The 15,797-nt window shown below is 71.1% G+C and carries 12 protein-coding genes and 2 tRNA genes; 12 read left to right on the top strand and 2 right to left on the bottom strand.

Annotation, left to right across the window (positions count from 1 at the left end):
- The first annotated feature begins 883 nt into the window (after positions 1 to 883).
- From dnaN to ACZ3IL_RS10260, 10 genes are all read left to right on the top strand, one after another.
- A complete protein-coding gene (gene dnaN / locus ACZ3IL_RS10215) occupies positions 884 to 2,014 on the top strand; it encodes a DNA polymerase III subunit beta (RefSeq protein WP_365713270.1) in 1,131 nt (376 codons plus the stop codon).
- A gap of 163 nt (positions 2,015 to 2,177) precedes the next feature.
- Positions 2,178 to 3,056 carry a phosphogluconate dehydrogenase (NAD(+)-dependent, decarboxylating) gene (gene gnd, locus ACZ3IL_RS10220; RefSeq protein ID WP_467388549.1) on the top strand — a complete coding sequence of 293 codons (879 nt, stop codon included), beginning with the start codon at positions 2,178 to 2,180 and terminating at the stop codon, positions 3,054 to 3,056.
- A gap of 56 nt (positions 3,057 to 3,112) precedes the next feature.
- Entirely contained in the window at positions 3,113 to 4,255 is a 1,143-nt protein-coding gene (recF, locus tag ACZ3IL_RS10225; protein ID WP_467388551.1) for a DNA replication/repair protein RecF, read from the top strand.
- On the top strand, positions 4,248 to 4,802 hold the full coding sequence (locus tag ACZ3IL_RS10230; RefSeq protein ID WP_467388553.1) for a DciA family protein: 555 nt from the start codon (positions 4,248 to 4,250) through the stop codon (positions 4,800 to 4,802). The genes recF and ACZ3IL_RS10230 overlap by 8 nt, the downstream gene beginning before the upstream one ends.
- Positions 4,803 to 5,349: 547 nt before the next feature.
- Positions 5,350 to 7,377 carry a DNA topoisomerase (ATP-hydrolyzing) subunit B gene (gyrB, locus tag ACZ3IL_RS10235; protein WP_467388555.1) on the top strand — a complete coding sequence of 676 codons (2,028 nt, stop codon included), beginning with the start codon at positions 5,350 to 5,352 and terminating at the stop codon, positions 7,375 to 7,377.
- A gap of 41 nt (positions 7,378 to 7,418) precedes the next feature.
- Positions 7,419 to 10,067 (top strand): DNA gyrase subunit A, encoded by a 2,649-nt coding sequence (gene gyrA / locus ACZ3IL_RS10240; protein WP_467388557.1) that lies wholly within the window; start codon positions 7,419 to 7,421, stop codon positions 10,065 to 10,067.
- Positions 10,068 to 10,070: 3 nt separating this feature from the next.
- A complete protein-coding gene (locus ACZ3IL_RS10245; RefSeq protein ID WP_467388559.1) occupies positions 10,071 to 10,733 on the top strand; it encodes a DUF3566 domain-containing protein in 663 nt (220 codons plus the stop codon).
- Between the two features lie 99 nt (positions 10,734 to 10,832).
- A tRNA-Ile gene (locus ACZ3IL_RS10250) sits at positions 10,833 to 10,906 on the top strand.
- A gap of 166 nt (positions 10,907 to 11,072) precedes the next feature.
- Positions 11,073 to 11,207, top strand: coding sequence for a DLW-39 family protein (locus ACZ3IL_RS10255; protein ID WP_003958712.1), 135 nt, complete (start codon positions 11,073 to 11,075; stop codon positions 11,205 to 11,207).
- A gap of 149 nt (positions 11,208 to 11,356) precedes the next feature.
- Positions 11,357 to 12,658 (top strand): hypothetical protein, encoded by a 1,302-nt coding sequence (locus tag ACZ3IL_RS10260; protein ID WP_467388561.1) that lies wholly within the window; start codon positions 11,357 to 11,359, stop codon positions 12,656 to 12,658.
- Between the two features lie 22 nt (positions 12,659 to 12,680).
- On the opposite strand, the gene ACZ3IL_RS10265 is transcribed toward ACZ3IL_RS10260, so the two are convergent.
- Positions 12,681 to 14,186 (bottom strand): serine/threonine-protein kinase, encoded by a 1,506-nt coding sequence (locus ACZ3IL_RS10265; protein WP_467388563.1) that lies wholly within the window; start codon positions 14,184 to 14,186, stop codon positions 12,681 to 12,683.
- 62 nt (positions 14,187 to 14,248) lie between these two features.
- Positions 14,249 to 14,797 carry a helix-turn-helix domain-containing protein gene (locus ACZ3IL_RS10270; RefSeq protein WP_467388565.1) on the bottom strand — a complete coding sequence of 183 codons (549 nt, stop codon included), beginning with the start codon at positions 14,795 to 14,797 and terminating at the stop codon, positions 14,249 to 14,251.
- Positions 14,798 to 14,925: 128 nt separating this feature from the next.
- Between ACZ3IL_RS10270 and ACZ3IL_RS10275 the strand changes: the two genes are divergently transcribed.
- Positions 14,926 to 14,998 (top strand) — tRNA-Ala (locus ACZ3IL_RS10275).
- Positions 14,999 to 15,284: 286 nt separating this feature from the next.
- Complete coding sequence (locus ACZ3IL_RS10280; protein WP_467388567.1) at positions 15,285 to 15,668, top strand: DUF6344 domain-containing protein; 384 nt, start codon at positions 15,285 to 15,287, stop codon at positions 15,666 to 15,668.
- Positions 15,669 to 15,797: the final 129 nt, after the last annotated feature.

A 15,797-nucleotide genomic window follows, 5' to 3' on the forward strand; every position in this document is an offset into this window, starting at 1 on the left:
GTCGGCTCGAAGCCGACCCGAAGCCGGTCCCGAGACCTGCCACGAAGCGGGCGCCAAGGCCGGTTCCGAGGCCGGTTCCCGGACCGACGAGAGGGCGGAACAGGGCCCCGGCGGGGCTGCGGGGGCCGGCGCACGGGGTGTGCACAGGATGTGGACCGGACAGGCCTGTTCGATTACGCCGTTCCGCTGGCGGGTTCTCCACAGAGTGCGGGATGATCACCCGTCCACAGGGTGGGGACTGCCGAGTTATCCGGAATCTGTCCACAGGCCTGGACGCCCGCAGGGCATCGCGCCAGCTCAGACCCCTGGGGAATTGTTGGAAAAAGTTCTCCACAGCCTGTGGATGAAACTTTCGTCCACAGGGAGCCTTCAAGGTTGTCCACTGGCCGCCCACAAGGAGGGGACTGTTGCCCACAGCTTCTCCACAGCCCTGTCCACTGTTCGGCAACGAAACACCCGTCCTCACCTCGAAGAGTGAAAGCCGTCACACCAAGGAAGACGATTGGGCTGTGGGCAACCTGGGTAAAGCTGGGGACGGTGCTGGGGAGAACTCCCCGCGGCCTGTGCATGGGGTGTGCAGAACTTTCGGGCGTCCACAGAAACCCCGAGTTGTCCACCGGTGCCACCCACAGGCGCGGTGGACAAAAAACTGGGTCTGACCTGCGTGGACGGGGTTATCCACGGTTTCCACAGGCCCTACTACTACTCCCACCTAGAGTTAGCCCGGAATCCGCTTCGAAGTGGGGCCTGTGCACAACTCGGCGCCGGAGCCCCGACCGCCCCTCGACCCGACTTGACCCCGAGCAGCACCGACTGTCGGCGGCGTACGTCAGACTGGGTGCCGCAGTCGACGAAGAGCCAGCAACAGCAGGAGGCGGTTCCGGTGAAGATCCGGGTGGAGCGCGATGTACTCGCGGAGGCGGTGGCCTGGGTGGCCCGCAGCCTCCCGGCCCGTCCGCCGGCGCCCGTACTCGCGGGCCTTCTGCTGAAGGCCGAGGACGGCGCCCTGAGCTTCTCGAGCTTCGACTACGAGGTCTCCGCGCGGGTCTCCGTCGAGGCCGAGGTGGAGGAGGACGGCACCGTCCTCGTCTCCGGACGCCTGCTCGCCGACATCTGCCGCGCCCTCCCCAACCGTCCCGTGGAGATCTCCACAGACGGTGTGCGGGCGACCGTGGTCTGCGGCTCCTCCCGCTTCACGCTCCACACCCTGCCTGTGGAGGAGTACCCGGCACTGCCGGAGATGCCCACCGCGACGGGCACCGTCCCCGGCGAGGTCTTCGCCTCCGCCGCCGCGCAGGTGGCCATCGCCGCCGGCCGTGACGACACGCTCCCCGTCCTCACCGGTGTGCGCATCGAGATCGAGGGCGACACGGTCACCCTGGCCTCCACCGACCGCTACCGCTTCGCGGTCCGCGAGTTCCTGTGGAAGCCGGAGTCCCCGGACGCCTCCGCGGTCGCCCTGGTGCCCGCGAAGACCCTCCTGGACACCGCCAAGGCGCTCACCAGCGGCGACACGGTCACCCTGGCGCTCTCCGGCTCCGGCAAGGGCGAGGGCCTCATCGGTTTCGAGGGCGCGGGCCGCCGCACCACCACCCGGCTGCTCGAGGGCGACCTGCCGAAGTACCGGACGCTCTTCCCCACCGAGTTCAACTCGATCGCGGTGATCGAGACCGCGCCCTTCGTCGAGGCCGTCAAGCGCGTCGCCCTGGTGGCCGAGCGCAACACGCCGGTCCGGCTGAGCTTCGAGCAGGGCGTGCTCATCCTGGAGGCGGGCTCCAGCGACGACGCACAGGCTGTGGAGAGGGTGGACGCGCAGCTGGAGGGCGACGACATCTCGATCGCCTTCAACCCGACCTTCCTCCTCGACGGCCTGAGCGCGATCGACTCCCCGGTCGCCCAGCTCTCCTTCACGACCTCCACCAAGCCGGCGCTGCTCAGCGGCAGGCCGGCCGTGGACGCCGAGGCGGACGAGGCCTACAAGTACCTGATCATGCCGGTGCGCCTCAGCGGCTGACGCCGTGGGCCCGGGGGAGCCGGAACGGCCTCCCGGGAGGGCGCGGTGGCCGGGGCCCCTCCGGGGGCTTCGCCTGAGCGGCCGACCCCACAGGTGTGCACCCGCGTCCGGGCGTAGGCTCGGACGCGGGTACGAACCGCACACGACGCTTAAGGAATCTCTGATGGAGCTCGGTCTCGTCGGTCTCGGCAAGATGGGCGGCAACATGCGCGAGCGCATCCGCCGCGCAGGCCACACCGTCATCGGATACGACCGCAACCCGGACCTCGCCGATGTCCACAGCCTCGAAGAGCTGGTGAACAAGCTCAAGAGTCCCCGCGTCGTGTGGGTCATGGTCCCGGCCGGTGCCGCGACCCAGTCCACCATCGACGAGCTGGCCGAACTGCTCTCCCCCGGCGACGTCGTCGTCGACGGCGGCAACTCGCGCTGGACGGACGACGAGAAGCACGCCGAGGAGCTGGCCGCCAAGGGCATCGGCTTCGTCGACTGCGGCGTCTCGGGTGGCGTGTGGGGTCTGGAGAACGGCTACGCGCTGATGTACGGCGGCGACGCCGAGAACGTGGCGAAGGTCCAGCCGGTCTTCGACGCGCTCAAGCCCGAGGGCGACTTCGGCTCGGTCCACGCGGGCAAGGTCGGTGCCGGCCACTTCGCGAAGATGGTCCACAACGGCATCGAGTACGCCATGATGCAGGCCTACGCCGAGGGCTGGGAGCTCCTGGAGAAGGTCGACTCCGTCACCGACGTGCGCGAGGTCTTCCGCTCCTGGCAGGAGGGCACGGTCATCCGTTCCTGGCTGCTCGACCTCGCGGTGAACGCGCTGGACGAGGACGAGCACCTGGACAAGCTGCGCGGCTACGCGCAGGACTCCGGCGAGGGCCGGTGGACCGTCGAGGCCGCCATCGACAACGCCGTGCCGCTGCCGGCGATCACCGCGTCGCTGTTCGCGCGGTTCGCCTCGCGGCAGGACGACTCCCCGCAGATGAAGATGATCGCCGCGCTGCGCAACCAGTTCGGCGGCCACGCGGTCGAGACGAAGAAGTAATCCACAGGCTGTGCATCCGGCGGTGCACAGCAGCCGGGGAAGGTCGGCGCCCAACCATGCACGTCACGCATCTGTCGCTGGCCGACTTCCGTTCCTACGCCCGGGTCGAGGTCCCGCTCGACCCGGGCGTCACCGCTTTCGTGGGGGCCAACGGCCAGGGCAAGACCAACCTGGTCGAGGCCGTCGGCTACCTCGCGACCCTCGGCAGCCACCGCGTCGCCTCCGACGCCCCGCTCGTGCGGATGGGGGCGGAGCGCGCGGTCGTCCGGGCCGCCGTCACCCAGGGCGAGCGTTCCCAGCTGATCGAGCTGGAGCTCAACCCGGGCCGGGCCAACCGTGCCCGCATCAACAGGTCCTCGCAGGTCAGGCCGCGTGACGTGCTGGGGATCGTACGGACCGTGCTGTTCGCGCCCGAGGACCTCGCCCTGGTGAAGGGCGATCCCGGCGAACGCCGCCGCTTCCTCGACGAGCTGATCACCGCGCGCTCGCCGCGCATGGCGGGCGTGCGCGCCGACTACGAGCGCGTGCTGAAGCAGCGCAACACCCTCCTGAAGTCGACCGCCATGGCCCGGCGGCACGGCGGCCGGGCCATGGACCTGTCGACCCTGGACGTCTGGGACCAGCACCTGGCCCGGGCGGGTGCCGAACTGCTCGCCCAGCGCCTCGACCTCATCGGGGCCCTCCAGCCGCTCGCGGACAAGGCGTACGACCGGCTCGCGCCCGGGGGCGGCCCGGTCCTGCTGGAGTACCGGTCCTCCGCCCCCGGCTCCGGCAGCACGCGCGAGGAGCTGTACGAGCAGGTGCTCGCCGCCCTCGCCGAGGTCCGCAAGCAGGAGATCGAACGGGGCGTCACACTCGTCGGCCCGCACCGGGACGAGCTGCTGCTCAAGCTCGGCGACCTGCCCGCGAAGGGGTACGCGAGCCACGGCGAGTCCTGGTCGTACGCCCTCGCGCTGCGGCTCGCCTCGTACGACCTGCTGCGGGCCGAGGGCAACGAGCCGGTCCTCGTCCTCGACGACGTCTTCGCCGAACTGGACGTGCGCCGGCGCGAACGGCTGGCGGAGCTGGTGGCGCACGGCGAGCAGGTCCTGGTGACGGCCGCCGTCGACGACGACGTGCCGGGCGTCCTGGCGGGGGCGCGGTACGCGGTGGCCGGAGGAACGGTGGAGCGCGTACGACCGGGGAACGCGGATGAGTGAGGAAAACCGTCCCCAGCCTGTGGACAGTCCCGCGGCCCCCGAACCCTCGGGCGTCGACCTCGCCCGGGTCGCGCTGCGCGCCGCCAAGGAGCAGGCGAAGGCGCGGGGCGCGGCCGCCCAGCAGAAGAAGCAGGCCCGGCGCGGCGGCGGGCTGCGTTCCGGCGCGCGCGCCGACGGACGCGACCCGATGGCACTCGGTGCCGCGATCAACCGGCTGATCACCGAGCGGGGCTGGGAGACCCCGGCGGCGGTCGGCGGGGTCATGGGCCGCTGGCCGCAGATCGTCGGCGAGGACCTGGCGAAGCACTGTGTGCCGCTGAAGTTCGACGACGAGCCGGACGCACGGGTGCTGACCGTGCAGTGCGACTCGACCGCGTGGGCCACACAGCTGCGGCTCCTGGCGCCGCGGCTGGTGGCGCGGCTCAACGAGGACCTGGGGCACGGAACGGTACGGGTGATCAAGGTCCTGGGGCCGGGAGCGCCGAGGCGGGGGTACGGACCGCTGCGGGCACCGGGCTCGGTGGGCCCCGGAGACACCTACGGCTGACGGCCGGCCCGGCCCGGACCGTCGGCCCGACTCCGTCCGGCCCTGAACCGACGCCCGACCCCGTCTGATCCCGAACCGTCGATCCACCTCGATCCACCTCGATCCACCTTGGTCCGGTCCGGTCCGGTCCGGCCCGCCCTGCCGGGCCGCCCTCTCACCGCCGGACCACCGGTCTCTCCTCCCCCGGACTGCCCCCGCTCCCGCCCCACCCCCGGTCCGGACACCCCCGTCACAGGCCTGTCCGGACCTCCGCGACGGACGCGGAACGCGACCCCGTGACAGGACGGGGCCGGGTCCCCGCGACCGGACCGGACCGGATGCCCACAACGCGCTACGGGGCGAAGCGCTGGGTGGCCATCAGGGGGCTCTGAAGCCCCTCCCCGGATATGGGGAGTCGTCTCGCTCCCGTCCAGGGCGGCACATGCGTACTCAGGTACCGGCAAACCCCCATGAGTGTCAGAGCTACCGGTAGACTGGAAGACAATTCCGCCACCCTGCGGAACATGTCGAACGACGCAGCCGCTCCCGTATGCCCGGAGAACGGCCTGTGCTGTGCCAGAAAGGGCGCTTCGTGGCCGATTCCGGCAATCCCAACGAGAACAACCAGTACACCGCCAGCAACATCCAGGTTCTCGAGGGCCTGGATGCCGTGCGCAAGCGCCCTGGCATGTACATCGGCTCGACCGGTGAGCGCGGTCTGCACCACATGGTGCAGGAGGTCGTCGACAACTCGGTCGACGAAGCCCTGGCCGGGCACGCGGACACCATCGACGTGACGATCCTCGCCGACGGCGGCGTGCGCGTCGTCGACAACGGCCGCGGCATCCCCGTGGGCATCGTCCCGTCCGAGGGCAAGCCGGCCGTCGAGGTCGTGCTGACCGTCCTGCACGCGGGCGGCAAGTTCGGCGGCGGCGGCTACGCGGTCTCCGGCGGTCTGCACGGCGTCGGCGTCTCCGTCGTGAACGCCCTGTCCACGAAGGTCGCCGTCGAGGTGAAGACCGACGGCCACCGCTGGACGCAGGAATACAAGATGGGCGCCCCGGTCGAGCCGCTCGCCAAGCACGAGGCGACCGACGAGCACGGCACCTCGGTGACGTTCTGGGCCGACCCGGACATCTTCGAGACCACCGACTACTCCTTCGAGACGCTCGCGCGCCGCTTCCAGGAGATGGCCTTCCTCAACAAGGGCCTCACCCTGACGCTGACGGACGAGCGCGAGTCCGCGAAGGCCACGGTCGGCGCCGACGACCCGGACGCGGAGGCGGCCGGCCCCGAGGCCCGTACGGTGCGGTACCACTACGAGGGCGGCATCGTCGACTTCGTCAAGTACCTCAACTCGCGCAAGGGCGAGCTGATCCACCCCACGGTCATCGACATCGAGGCCGAGGACAAGGACCGGCTGCTCTCGGTCGAGATCGCGATGCAGTGGAACTCGCAGTACACCGAGGGGGTGTACTCCTTCGCGAACACGATCCACACCCACGAGGGCGGTACGCACGAGGAGGGCTTCCGCGCCGCGCTCACCGGCCTGGTGAACCGCTACGCGCGCGACAAGAAGCTGCTGCGCGAGAAGGACGACAACCTCTCGGGCGAGGACATCCGCGAGGGTCTGACGGCGATCATCTCGGTCAAGCTCGGCGAGCCCCAGTTCGAGGGCCAGACGAAGACCAAGCTCGGCAACACCGAGGCGAAGACCTTCGTGCAGAAGGTCGTCCACGAGCACCTGACCGACTGGTTCGACCGCAACCCGGTCGAGGCCGCGGACATCGTCCGCAAGTCGATCCAGGCGGCCACGGCCCGCGTCGCCGCCCGCAAGGCGCGCGACCTGACCCGCCGCAAGGGCCTGCTGGAGTCGGCGTCGCTGCCCGGCAAGCTGAGCGACTGCCAGTCGAACGATCCCACCAAGTGCGAGATCTTCATCGTCGAGGGCGACTCCGCCGGCGGCTCGGCCAAGTCCGGCCGCAACCCGATGTACCAGGCCATCCTGCCGATCCGCGGCAAGATCCTGAACGTCGAGAAGGCCCGGATCGACAAGATCCTCCAGAACACCGAGGTCCAGGCGCTGATCTCCGCCTTCGGCACCGGCGTCCACGAGGACTTCGACATCGAGAAGCTCCGCTATCACAAGATCATCCTGATGGCGGACGCCGACGTCGACGGCCAGCACATCAACACCCTGCTGCTGACGTTCCTCTTCCGCTTCATGCGCCCGCTCGTCGAGGCCGGACACGTCTACCTCTCCCGTCCGCCGCTCTACAAGATCAAGTGGGGCCGGGACGACTTCGAGTACGCCTACTCGGACCGGGAGCGCGACGCCCTGGTCGAACTGGGCAAGCAGAACGGCAAGCGGATCCGCGAGGACTCGATCCAGCGCTTCAAGGGCCTGGGCGAGATGAACGCCGAGGAGCTGCGCGTCACCACCATGGACGTGGACCACCGTGTGCTCGGCAAGGTCACGCTGGACGACGCCGCCCAGGCGGACGACCTCTTCTCGGTGCTGATGGGTGAGGACGTCGAAGCCCGGCGCTCCTTCATCCAGCGCAACGCCAAGGACGTCCGCTTCCTCGACATCTGAGTCGGTCCCCGCTGACCGTACGAAAGGACTGACGACCGGCCATGGCCGACCAGAACACTCCTGCCCCCGACGGCGACGACATCTCCCGCGCCGCCTCCGCCCTCACCGAGGAGGAGCGCGCGCTGAGGATCGAGCCCGTCGGGCTCGAGACCGAGATGCAGCGCTCGTACCTCGACTACGCGATGTCCGTCATCGTGTCCCGCGCGCTGCCCGACGTGCGGGACGGCCTCAAGCCCGTCCACCGGCGCGTGCTGTACGCGATGTACGACGGCGGCTACCGGCCCGAGAAGGGCTTCTACAAGTGCGCCCGCGTCGTCGGCGACGTCATGGGCACGTACCACCCGCACGGCGACTCCTCGATCTACGACGCGCTCGTCCGCCTCGCCCAGCCCTGGTCGATGCGGATGCCGCTGGTCGACTCCAACGGCAACTTCGGCTCCCCGGGCAACGACCCGGCCGCCGCCATGCGCTACACCGAGTGCAAGCTGGCGCCGCTGTCGATGGAGATGCTCCGCGACATCGACGAGGAGACCGTCGACTTCACGGACAACTACGACGGCCGCAACCAGGAGCCGACGGTCCTGCCGGCCCGGTTCCCGAACCTGCTCGTCAACGGCTCCGCCGGCATCGCCGTCGGCATGGCGACGAACATCCCGCCGCACAACCTGCGCGAGGTCGCGGCCGGCGCCCAGTGGGCCCTGGAGCACCCCGACGCGTCCCACGAGGAGCTGCTCGACGCGCTGATCGAGCGCATCAAGGGCCCCGACTTCCCGTCCGGCGCGCTCGTCGTCGGCCGCAAGGGCATCGAGGAGGCGTACCGCACCGGCCGCGGCTCCATCACGATGCGCGCGGTGGTCGAGGTCGAGGAGATCCAGAACCGCCAGTGCCTGGTGGTCACGGAACTGCCGTACCAGACCAACCCGGACAACCTCGCGCAGAAGATCGCCGACCTGGTGAAGGACGGCAAGATCGGCGGCATCGCCGACGTCCGCGACGAGACCTCGTCCCGGACCGGCCAGCGCCTGGTCATCGTGCTCAAGCGCGACGCCGTCGCCAAGGTCGTCCTCAACAACCTGTACAAGCACACCGACCTCCAGACGAACTTCGGCGCGAACATGCTGGCGCTCGTCGACGGCGTGCCGCGCACCCTCTCGCTCGACGCGTTCATCCGCCACTGGGTGACGCACCAGATCGAGGTCATCGTCCGCCGGACCCGCTTCCGGCTGCGCAAGGCCGAGGAGCGCGCCCACATCCTGCGCGGTCTGCTCAAGGCGCTCGACTCGATCGACGAGGTCATCGCGCTGATCCGGCGCAGCGAGACGGTCGAGGCCGCCCGCGGCGGCCTGATGGGCCTGCTGAGCATCGACGAGATCCAGGCCAACGCGATCCTGGAGATGCAGCTCCGCCGGCTCGCCGCCCTGGAGCGCCAGAAGATCGTCGCCGAGCACGACGAGCTCCAGGCGAGGATCAACGAGTACAACGCCATCCTGGCCTCCCCGGAGCGCCAGCGGGCGATCGTCAGCGAGGAGCTGGCCGCACTGGTCGAGCGGTTCGGCGACGACCGCCGCTCCAAGCTGGTGCCCTTCGACGGCGACATGTCCATCGAGGACCTGATCGCCGAGGAGGACATCGTCGTCACCATCACGCGCGGCGGCTACGTGAAGCGGACGAAGACCGAGGACTACCGCTCGCAGAAGCGCGGCGGCAAGGGCGTCCGGGGCACGAAGCTGAAGCAGGACGACATCGTCGACCACTTCTTCGTCTCCACCACCCACCACTGGCTGCTGTTCTTCACCAACAAGGGCCGGGTCTACCGGGCCAAGGCGTACGAGCTGCCGGACGCCGGCCGGGACGCCCGCGGCCAGCACGTGGCCAACCTCCTGGCCTTCCAGCCGGACGAGCAGATCGCCCAGATCCTGGCGATCCGCGACTACGAGGCCGCCCCGTACCTGGTGCTCGCAACCAAGGCCGGCCTGGTGAAGAAGACCGCGCTGAAGGACTACGACTCGCCCCGCTCGGGCGGCGTCATCGCGATCAACCTGCGCGAGCGGGAGAACGGCGACGACGACGAGCTGATCGGCGCCGAGCTGGTCTCCGCCGAGGACGACCTGCTGCTCATCAGCAAGAAGGCGCAGTCGATCCGCTTCACCGCCACGGACGACGCGCTGCGTCCGATGGGACGCGCCACTTCGGGTGTCAAGGGGATGAGTTTCCGCGCGGACGACGAGCTGCTCTCGATGAATGTCGTCCGGCCCGGTACGTTCGTCTTCACCGCGACCGACGGCGGGTACGCCAAGCGCACCCCCGTCGACGAGTACCGCGTCCAGGGCCGCGGCGGCCTCGGCATCAAGGCCGCCAAGATCGTGGAGGACCGTGGTTCGCTCGTGGGCGCGCTGGTGGTGGAGGAGACGGACGAGATCCTCGCCATCACGCTGTCCGGTGGTGTGATTCGTACGCGAGTCAATGAAGTCAGGGAGACCGGCCGTGACACCATGGGCGTTCAGCTGATCAACCTGGGCAAGCGCGATGCCGTCGTCGGCATCGCGCGGAACGCCGAGGCCGGCGGCGAGGACGACGAGGTCGACGACGCCGACGGGGCCGAGGGCATGGTCGAGGTGTCCGAGACCGGAGTGGTCGAGGTCGGGACAGCCGGGGGCACGGAGCCTCCGGCCGGGGAGCACGAGGAGTAAGACGTGAGTGGAGCCACGGGCGCCGGATCGGCGGCCGCCGGAGCTTCTGCAGGTGCTGGAGCGGACGGCGCCCGTGGCTCCGCCACGGACTCCCAGGGGGTTGCGGTGACGGACAACCGGGGGCAGCAGCCCCCGTACGAGACCTACAACGGGCCGCTGCCCGGCGAGCGCGCGGGAGCGCAGCAGCCGGCGGGCGGGCCCTACCATCCGCCGCAGGCGTACGGTGCTCCGGCTCCGGGCGGCAAGGGGGACGGGGCCGTGCGCCGGCCGCGCACGGGGGCGCGCACGACGCCCCGGACGCGCAAGGCGCGGCTGCGGGTGGCGAAGGCCGACCCGTGGTCGGTGATGAAGGTGAGCTTCCTGCTCTCCATCGCGCTGGGCATCTGCACGGTCGTGGCCGCCGCGGTGCTGTGGATGGTCATGGACGCCATGGGCGTCTTCTCGACGATCGGCGGGACGATCAGCGAGGCCACGGGCTCGAACGAGTCCAACGGCTTCGACCTGCAGTCCTTCCTGTCGCTGCCGCGGGTGCTGATGTTCACCTCGGTGATCGCCGTGATCGACGTGGTCCTGATGACCGCCCTGGCGACCCTGGGCGCGTTCATCTACAACCTGTCGGCCGGCTTCGTGGGCGGTGTGGAGCTGACGCTCGCCGAGGACGAGTAGGACGTGCGGGGCCGGCCCGGGGAACCGATTTTGGGACTGGCCCCCACGTGCGCTAATCTTCAGGAGTCAGCGCGCGGGACATACACCGCAGAGCGCGGCGGGGCTATAGCTCAGTTGGTTAGAGCGCATCCCTGATAAGGATGAGGCCACAGGTTCAAATCCTGTTAGCCCCACGTTTTCGATCGGCCCGGACGGTTTCCCGTCCGGGCCGATTTCGTTTTCCGGGGCGGTCCCGTCACGTCGTGGGTTTGAACCTCGCACAGGTCACCGATCGGTATCGGTCGATGTGTAGAGTGGGCGTCAGAAGTCTCCTACGTCAACGAAAGACGAGGTCGCGCGGTGAAGAAGCTTCTCCTGGTCGCACTGGCCGCCATCGGCGGGCTCCTCGTGTACCGCCAGATCCAGGCGGATCGCGCCGAGCAGGATCTGTGGACGGAGGCGACCGACTCCGTGCCCGCAGGTTCGGGTGTCTGAGAAGAGAATTCCGTCTGTGGGTGAAGCCCCGGCCGCGCGCGAGCGGGCCGGGGCTTCGCTCTGTCCGGGGGACGGTCCGGGGCGGGTCCCGCGTCCCCCGTGTTCGCCTGAGCGAATAATTTGATTGCTTCAGCGAAGTGGAGGAGCGCGTGAGGAAGCGGGTCGGCATCGGCCGGCGGGCGGGGGCCCTGATCGCGGCCGTCGCGGCGGTGGGGACGGCGGCGCTGCCCGCCCAGGCCCGTGCGGACGGGGGGAACGCGCCCCCCGCGTACGCCTTCGATCCCGCCGCCCAGCGGGTGCGGGGAGCCGCGACCAGCTCGGACGCGGTGCCGCTGACGGCCGGGCGGACCTACCGCGACACCCTCGCGAAGGACGGCAAGGTCTACTACCGGCTCGACCTCGACGACCGGCAGAACGCGTACGTCTCCGTGGTCGCCGTGCCCGTGCCCGGCAGCGCCGTGGAGTACGGCGACGGATTCAAGGTGGTCGTCCGGGACGGCTCCGGCACCGACTGCGACTCCCAGCGGGCGGGGTTCGGGCCGAACGACTACGCCCGGCCCCTCGTCGGGTACGCCCACCGCGTCACCGGCCCGGGCGGCAACTCCGCCTGCCGGCGGGCGGGCACCTTCTACGTGCTGGTCGAGCGCGACCCGTCGGGTTCCTCCGCGCAGGGCGGCTGGGAGCTGGAGCTGCGGTACCTGACCGAACCCCCGCTGAAGGAGGCCGGGCCGACCCGGCTCCCCGAGACCTGGCCCTCGGGCACGCCCGCGCCCCCCACGGGCGGCCCGCGCCCCCGGCAGGGCGGCTCCGGGTTCCACGGCGCCGTCTCGCTGACGCAGGGCGAATGGCGGTCCGACATCCGGCCCGGCGAGACCCTCTTCTACCGGGTGCCCCTCGACTGGGGGCAGCAGCTCTTCACCACCGCCGAGCTGGGCAGCAGCGTCAAGGACGGCGGGTACGTCTCCGGCGCGCTGACGCTCTCCCTGGTGAACCCGGCGTTCGGTCACGTGGCCGAGAAAACCGTCGGCTACAGCGGGAAGCCCGCGACGCTGCCGCTCGGTCCGCAGCGGCCGGTGGCGCACGAGAACCGGAGTTCGTCCAGCGACGCCACCAACGGGATGCGGTTCGCCGGCTGGTACTACCTGGCGGCCACGCTCAGCCCCGAGGTCGCCGAGGAGTACGGCGGCGAACCGGTTCCGCTGACGCTGCGGGTGAACGTGCTGAACGCGGCGAAGCCCGGCCCCGGGTACGACGGGGAGCCGGGGCCGTTCGCCGTGACCGCGGGGGACAGGACGGCCGCGGAGACCGGTGCCAGCGGGGCGCGGGTGGCCGAGGAGGCCGCGCGCGGCGACTCCATGCGCCTGGTCGCCGCGGCGGGGATCGGTACCGGGACGGTCCTGCTGGCCGGCCTGGGGGTGTGGACGGCGGTGGCCCGGAGACGGGCCGCGTAGGGGCCCGCGCGGAGCCCGGCCCTCACACCTGGGTCAGGGCCCAGAAGCCGACCGCGAGACAGACCAGCGCGAGCAGGATCACCGGGACCGCCACCTTCGGGGGCGGTCCCGGCCGGTGCCCGGGGACGGGCACGGGCGGCCCGAAGTGCGGGGGCGGGACGGGAGTCCGGGCCGGGCCTGCGGCGGAGGGAGGCGCGGCGTACGGGTGCGTGGGGGTCCGCTCGTACGGAGAGGCCCCCTCGTGCGGTGGGGTCCGCTCGTACGGCGAGGGGGGGACGAGGGGGGCCGGGCCGAAGGCCGGGACCGGGGCGGGAGCCGGAGCGGGATGCGCGGCCGGGGCGGGAGTCGCGTGCGCGGCCGGGGCGGCCGGTGGGGGCAGGTGGAAGCTTCCCGTCTCGGAGGGACCGGGGGCCGGCGGGGCAGCCGGAGCCGGGACGGGAGCGGGGGCCGGAACGGGAGCGGTGGGGGCCCCGGGGCCCGTGGGACGGGCCGAACTCGGTGGATTCGCCGGGCTCGTGGAGTTCGCGGGACCGGGGGGGCTTTCGGCGGGGACCGAGGGCGCCCCGGGGCGCAGGGAGGACCCGGAAGTCGCGGAACGGGCGGAATCCGCGTCTCCGCCGGGTTGGGCGGGGCCGGGACGCGCGGGGTTCTCGGGTCCGGCGGGGCCGAAGCCGGGCGGGAGGGGGCCGATCTGGTCGAAGATCTCGACCGGCTCCTCGGCGGGATCGGGGTCGGGGAGCAGCTCGACGGCGGCGTTCAGCGCCTTGCGCACCCCCGTGGCCGTACGGAAACGGGCCTGCGGATCGGGACGGAGCAGTCCCGCGAGCACCTGCCACAGGGGCTCCGGGACGCGCTCGGGGGCGCTCGGGGTGCCTTGGGCGAGGAAGTCCTCGACCAGGGCCCGGAAGTCCGGCTTGCGGCCCTGGAGGAGGTAGAGCGCCACCAGGCCGACGGCGAACAGGTCGGCGGGGAAGTCGGGTTCGGCGCCGAGGAGCTGTTCGGGAGCGAAGTAGCCCGGCGTCCCCACGACGTAGTCGGTCTCCGTGAGCCGGGGTTCGCCCTTGCGCATGGAGATGCCGAAGTCGGACAGGCGCAGGTGCGGCCGCCCGGTGCCGGTGACGTCGAGGAGGATGTTGGCCGGCTTGATGTCCCGGTGGACGACCCCCTCGGCGTGGACCGCGGCGAGGCCCGAGAGCAGCTGGTCGAGCAGGACGCAGACGAAACGGGGCGGCAGCGGGCCGTAGTCCCCGAGGACGTGGGCCAGCGAGCCGCCGGCCACCAGGTCCATGGTGAAGAGGACCTTGTCGTCGTCGGCGGCCCAGCTGGCCGGGGCCAGGACGTGCGGGTGGTCTATCCGGAGCGCCTGCTCGCGGACGAAGCGGAGCAGCGTGTGGGCGTCGCTCTGCAGGAGCACCTTGGCCGCCACGTAACGGCGGCGCCGGTGGTCCCAGGCCCGCCATACCGCGCCCGCCCCGCCGCGCCCGATCGGGTCGACCAGTTCGTACCGTCCGGCGAAGACCTCACCCATCGTGCTGCGCCCGCTCCCCGTCGCGTCGTCTCTCCGGATGCCGGCCGACCGCCGGGACCGCGTCAGTTCTGGTGCGACTCGTAGTGGGCGACCGCGTCCGCGGTGCGCCCGGCACCGTACACACGGAGGAACTCTGCCAGTTCGGGGTGGGCCGGGGCGAGGGAGTCGGCGGCGTCGATGATGTCGCCGGCGGCCGCGACGGAGCGCAGCAGGGACTGGATCTCGCGGACGACCCGGCGCACGGTCGGGGCGCCGGGGCCGGTGGCGGCCTGGCCCGAGGCGGTGAGGACGGAGCCGCCCTGCGACTTCTTGATCTGGTCCATCCGGTCGGAGGCCTCGGCGGCGCTGACGCTGCCGTCGGCGACCTGTACGGCGAGCTCCTGGAGGGCCTGGACGCGCTGGACGACGGCCGGGTTGCCGATCTTGGCCCGCTGGCCGCTCATCAGCTGGGACAGCATGGGTGCGGAGAGGCCGAGCACGGCCGCGAGCCTGGCCTGGTTGAGGCCGAGGTCGTCGATCAGCCGGCGGAAGAGCGCCCCCAGCGGCTCCCCGTACCAACTGCGCTGAAGCTCTCTGGCTCTGGCCGTGGCTTCCTGCTGCGCTGCGTCCATCACTTCTCCCCATCCCTGCGGTTCACCACTGCGAACCTCGGCGACATCTTACGGAGAGTGGTCGTGGACCGGGAGTCCCAATCCTTTTGCCGGACATGGGGGGAGACCCGGTACGCTGTTCTCGTTCCGGGGCCTTAGCTCAGTTGGTAGAGCGCTGTCTTTGCATGGCAGATGTCAGGGGTTCGACTCCCCTAGGCTCCACTTCCCGAACAGCCCTCTCGCACCGCGGAAACGCGGCGCGGGAGGGCTGTTCCGCGTTCCGGCGGGGCGGGGCGCCCCGGGGCTGGACCGGCCCGCACCGCCGCCGTACACGCCGTCCGGGGAGATCGCCTGTTCTTCTGCTCCATATGGATGGTGTTCATCGGAAGAACTGCGCGGCGGGGGCGTCGGTCCGTGACGGCGCGAGGTGCGGCCACATCATGAGGAAGGTATGGAAAGCACGCAACCCGGGATGAACCATCCGGGAACGTCACGAAAGCGAGGAATCATGGCCACCGCCAAGGTCAAGCAGTTCTGGACCGCCTTCATCTCCGTCCTCTTCGCCCTGCTCGCCTCCGCCGGCCTGGCGGGCACCGCCGCCGCGGCCGGGCAGCCGGTCGTCCAGCAGCCCGAGGAGCCCGCCGCCCCCGCCCCCGCGGCCTCCTCCGCGGTCGCGGCAGAGCGTGCCCACGCCTCCGTACCGGCCCAGCGGACACAGCGGTACGGCCGGTCGCTCGCGAGTGACCGCTCCCTGCCGCCCACCATCAAGCAGCGCATCGCCGCCGAGGCCCACGGTTCCTCTCCCGCCGCCCGGCAGCGTTCCTCGGTGCCCGCCGACGCCGAGAGCGAGCCGGCCGCGCTGACGGAACTGGCGCTCGCGGCGGGGGCGTAGGGGACGGACGACCGGGACGCGTCGTCCCCGTGTCCCCGCACGGAACCAGGTACCGCCGGCGAACGCGCCGGCCGGCGTCCCCCGTGGAGAAAACCGTGGAAAGACCCGGCGGACCCTCCCGACCGGCTC

The organism is Streptomyces sp. NPDC014907 (assembly GCF_055562975.1).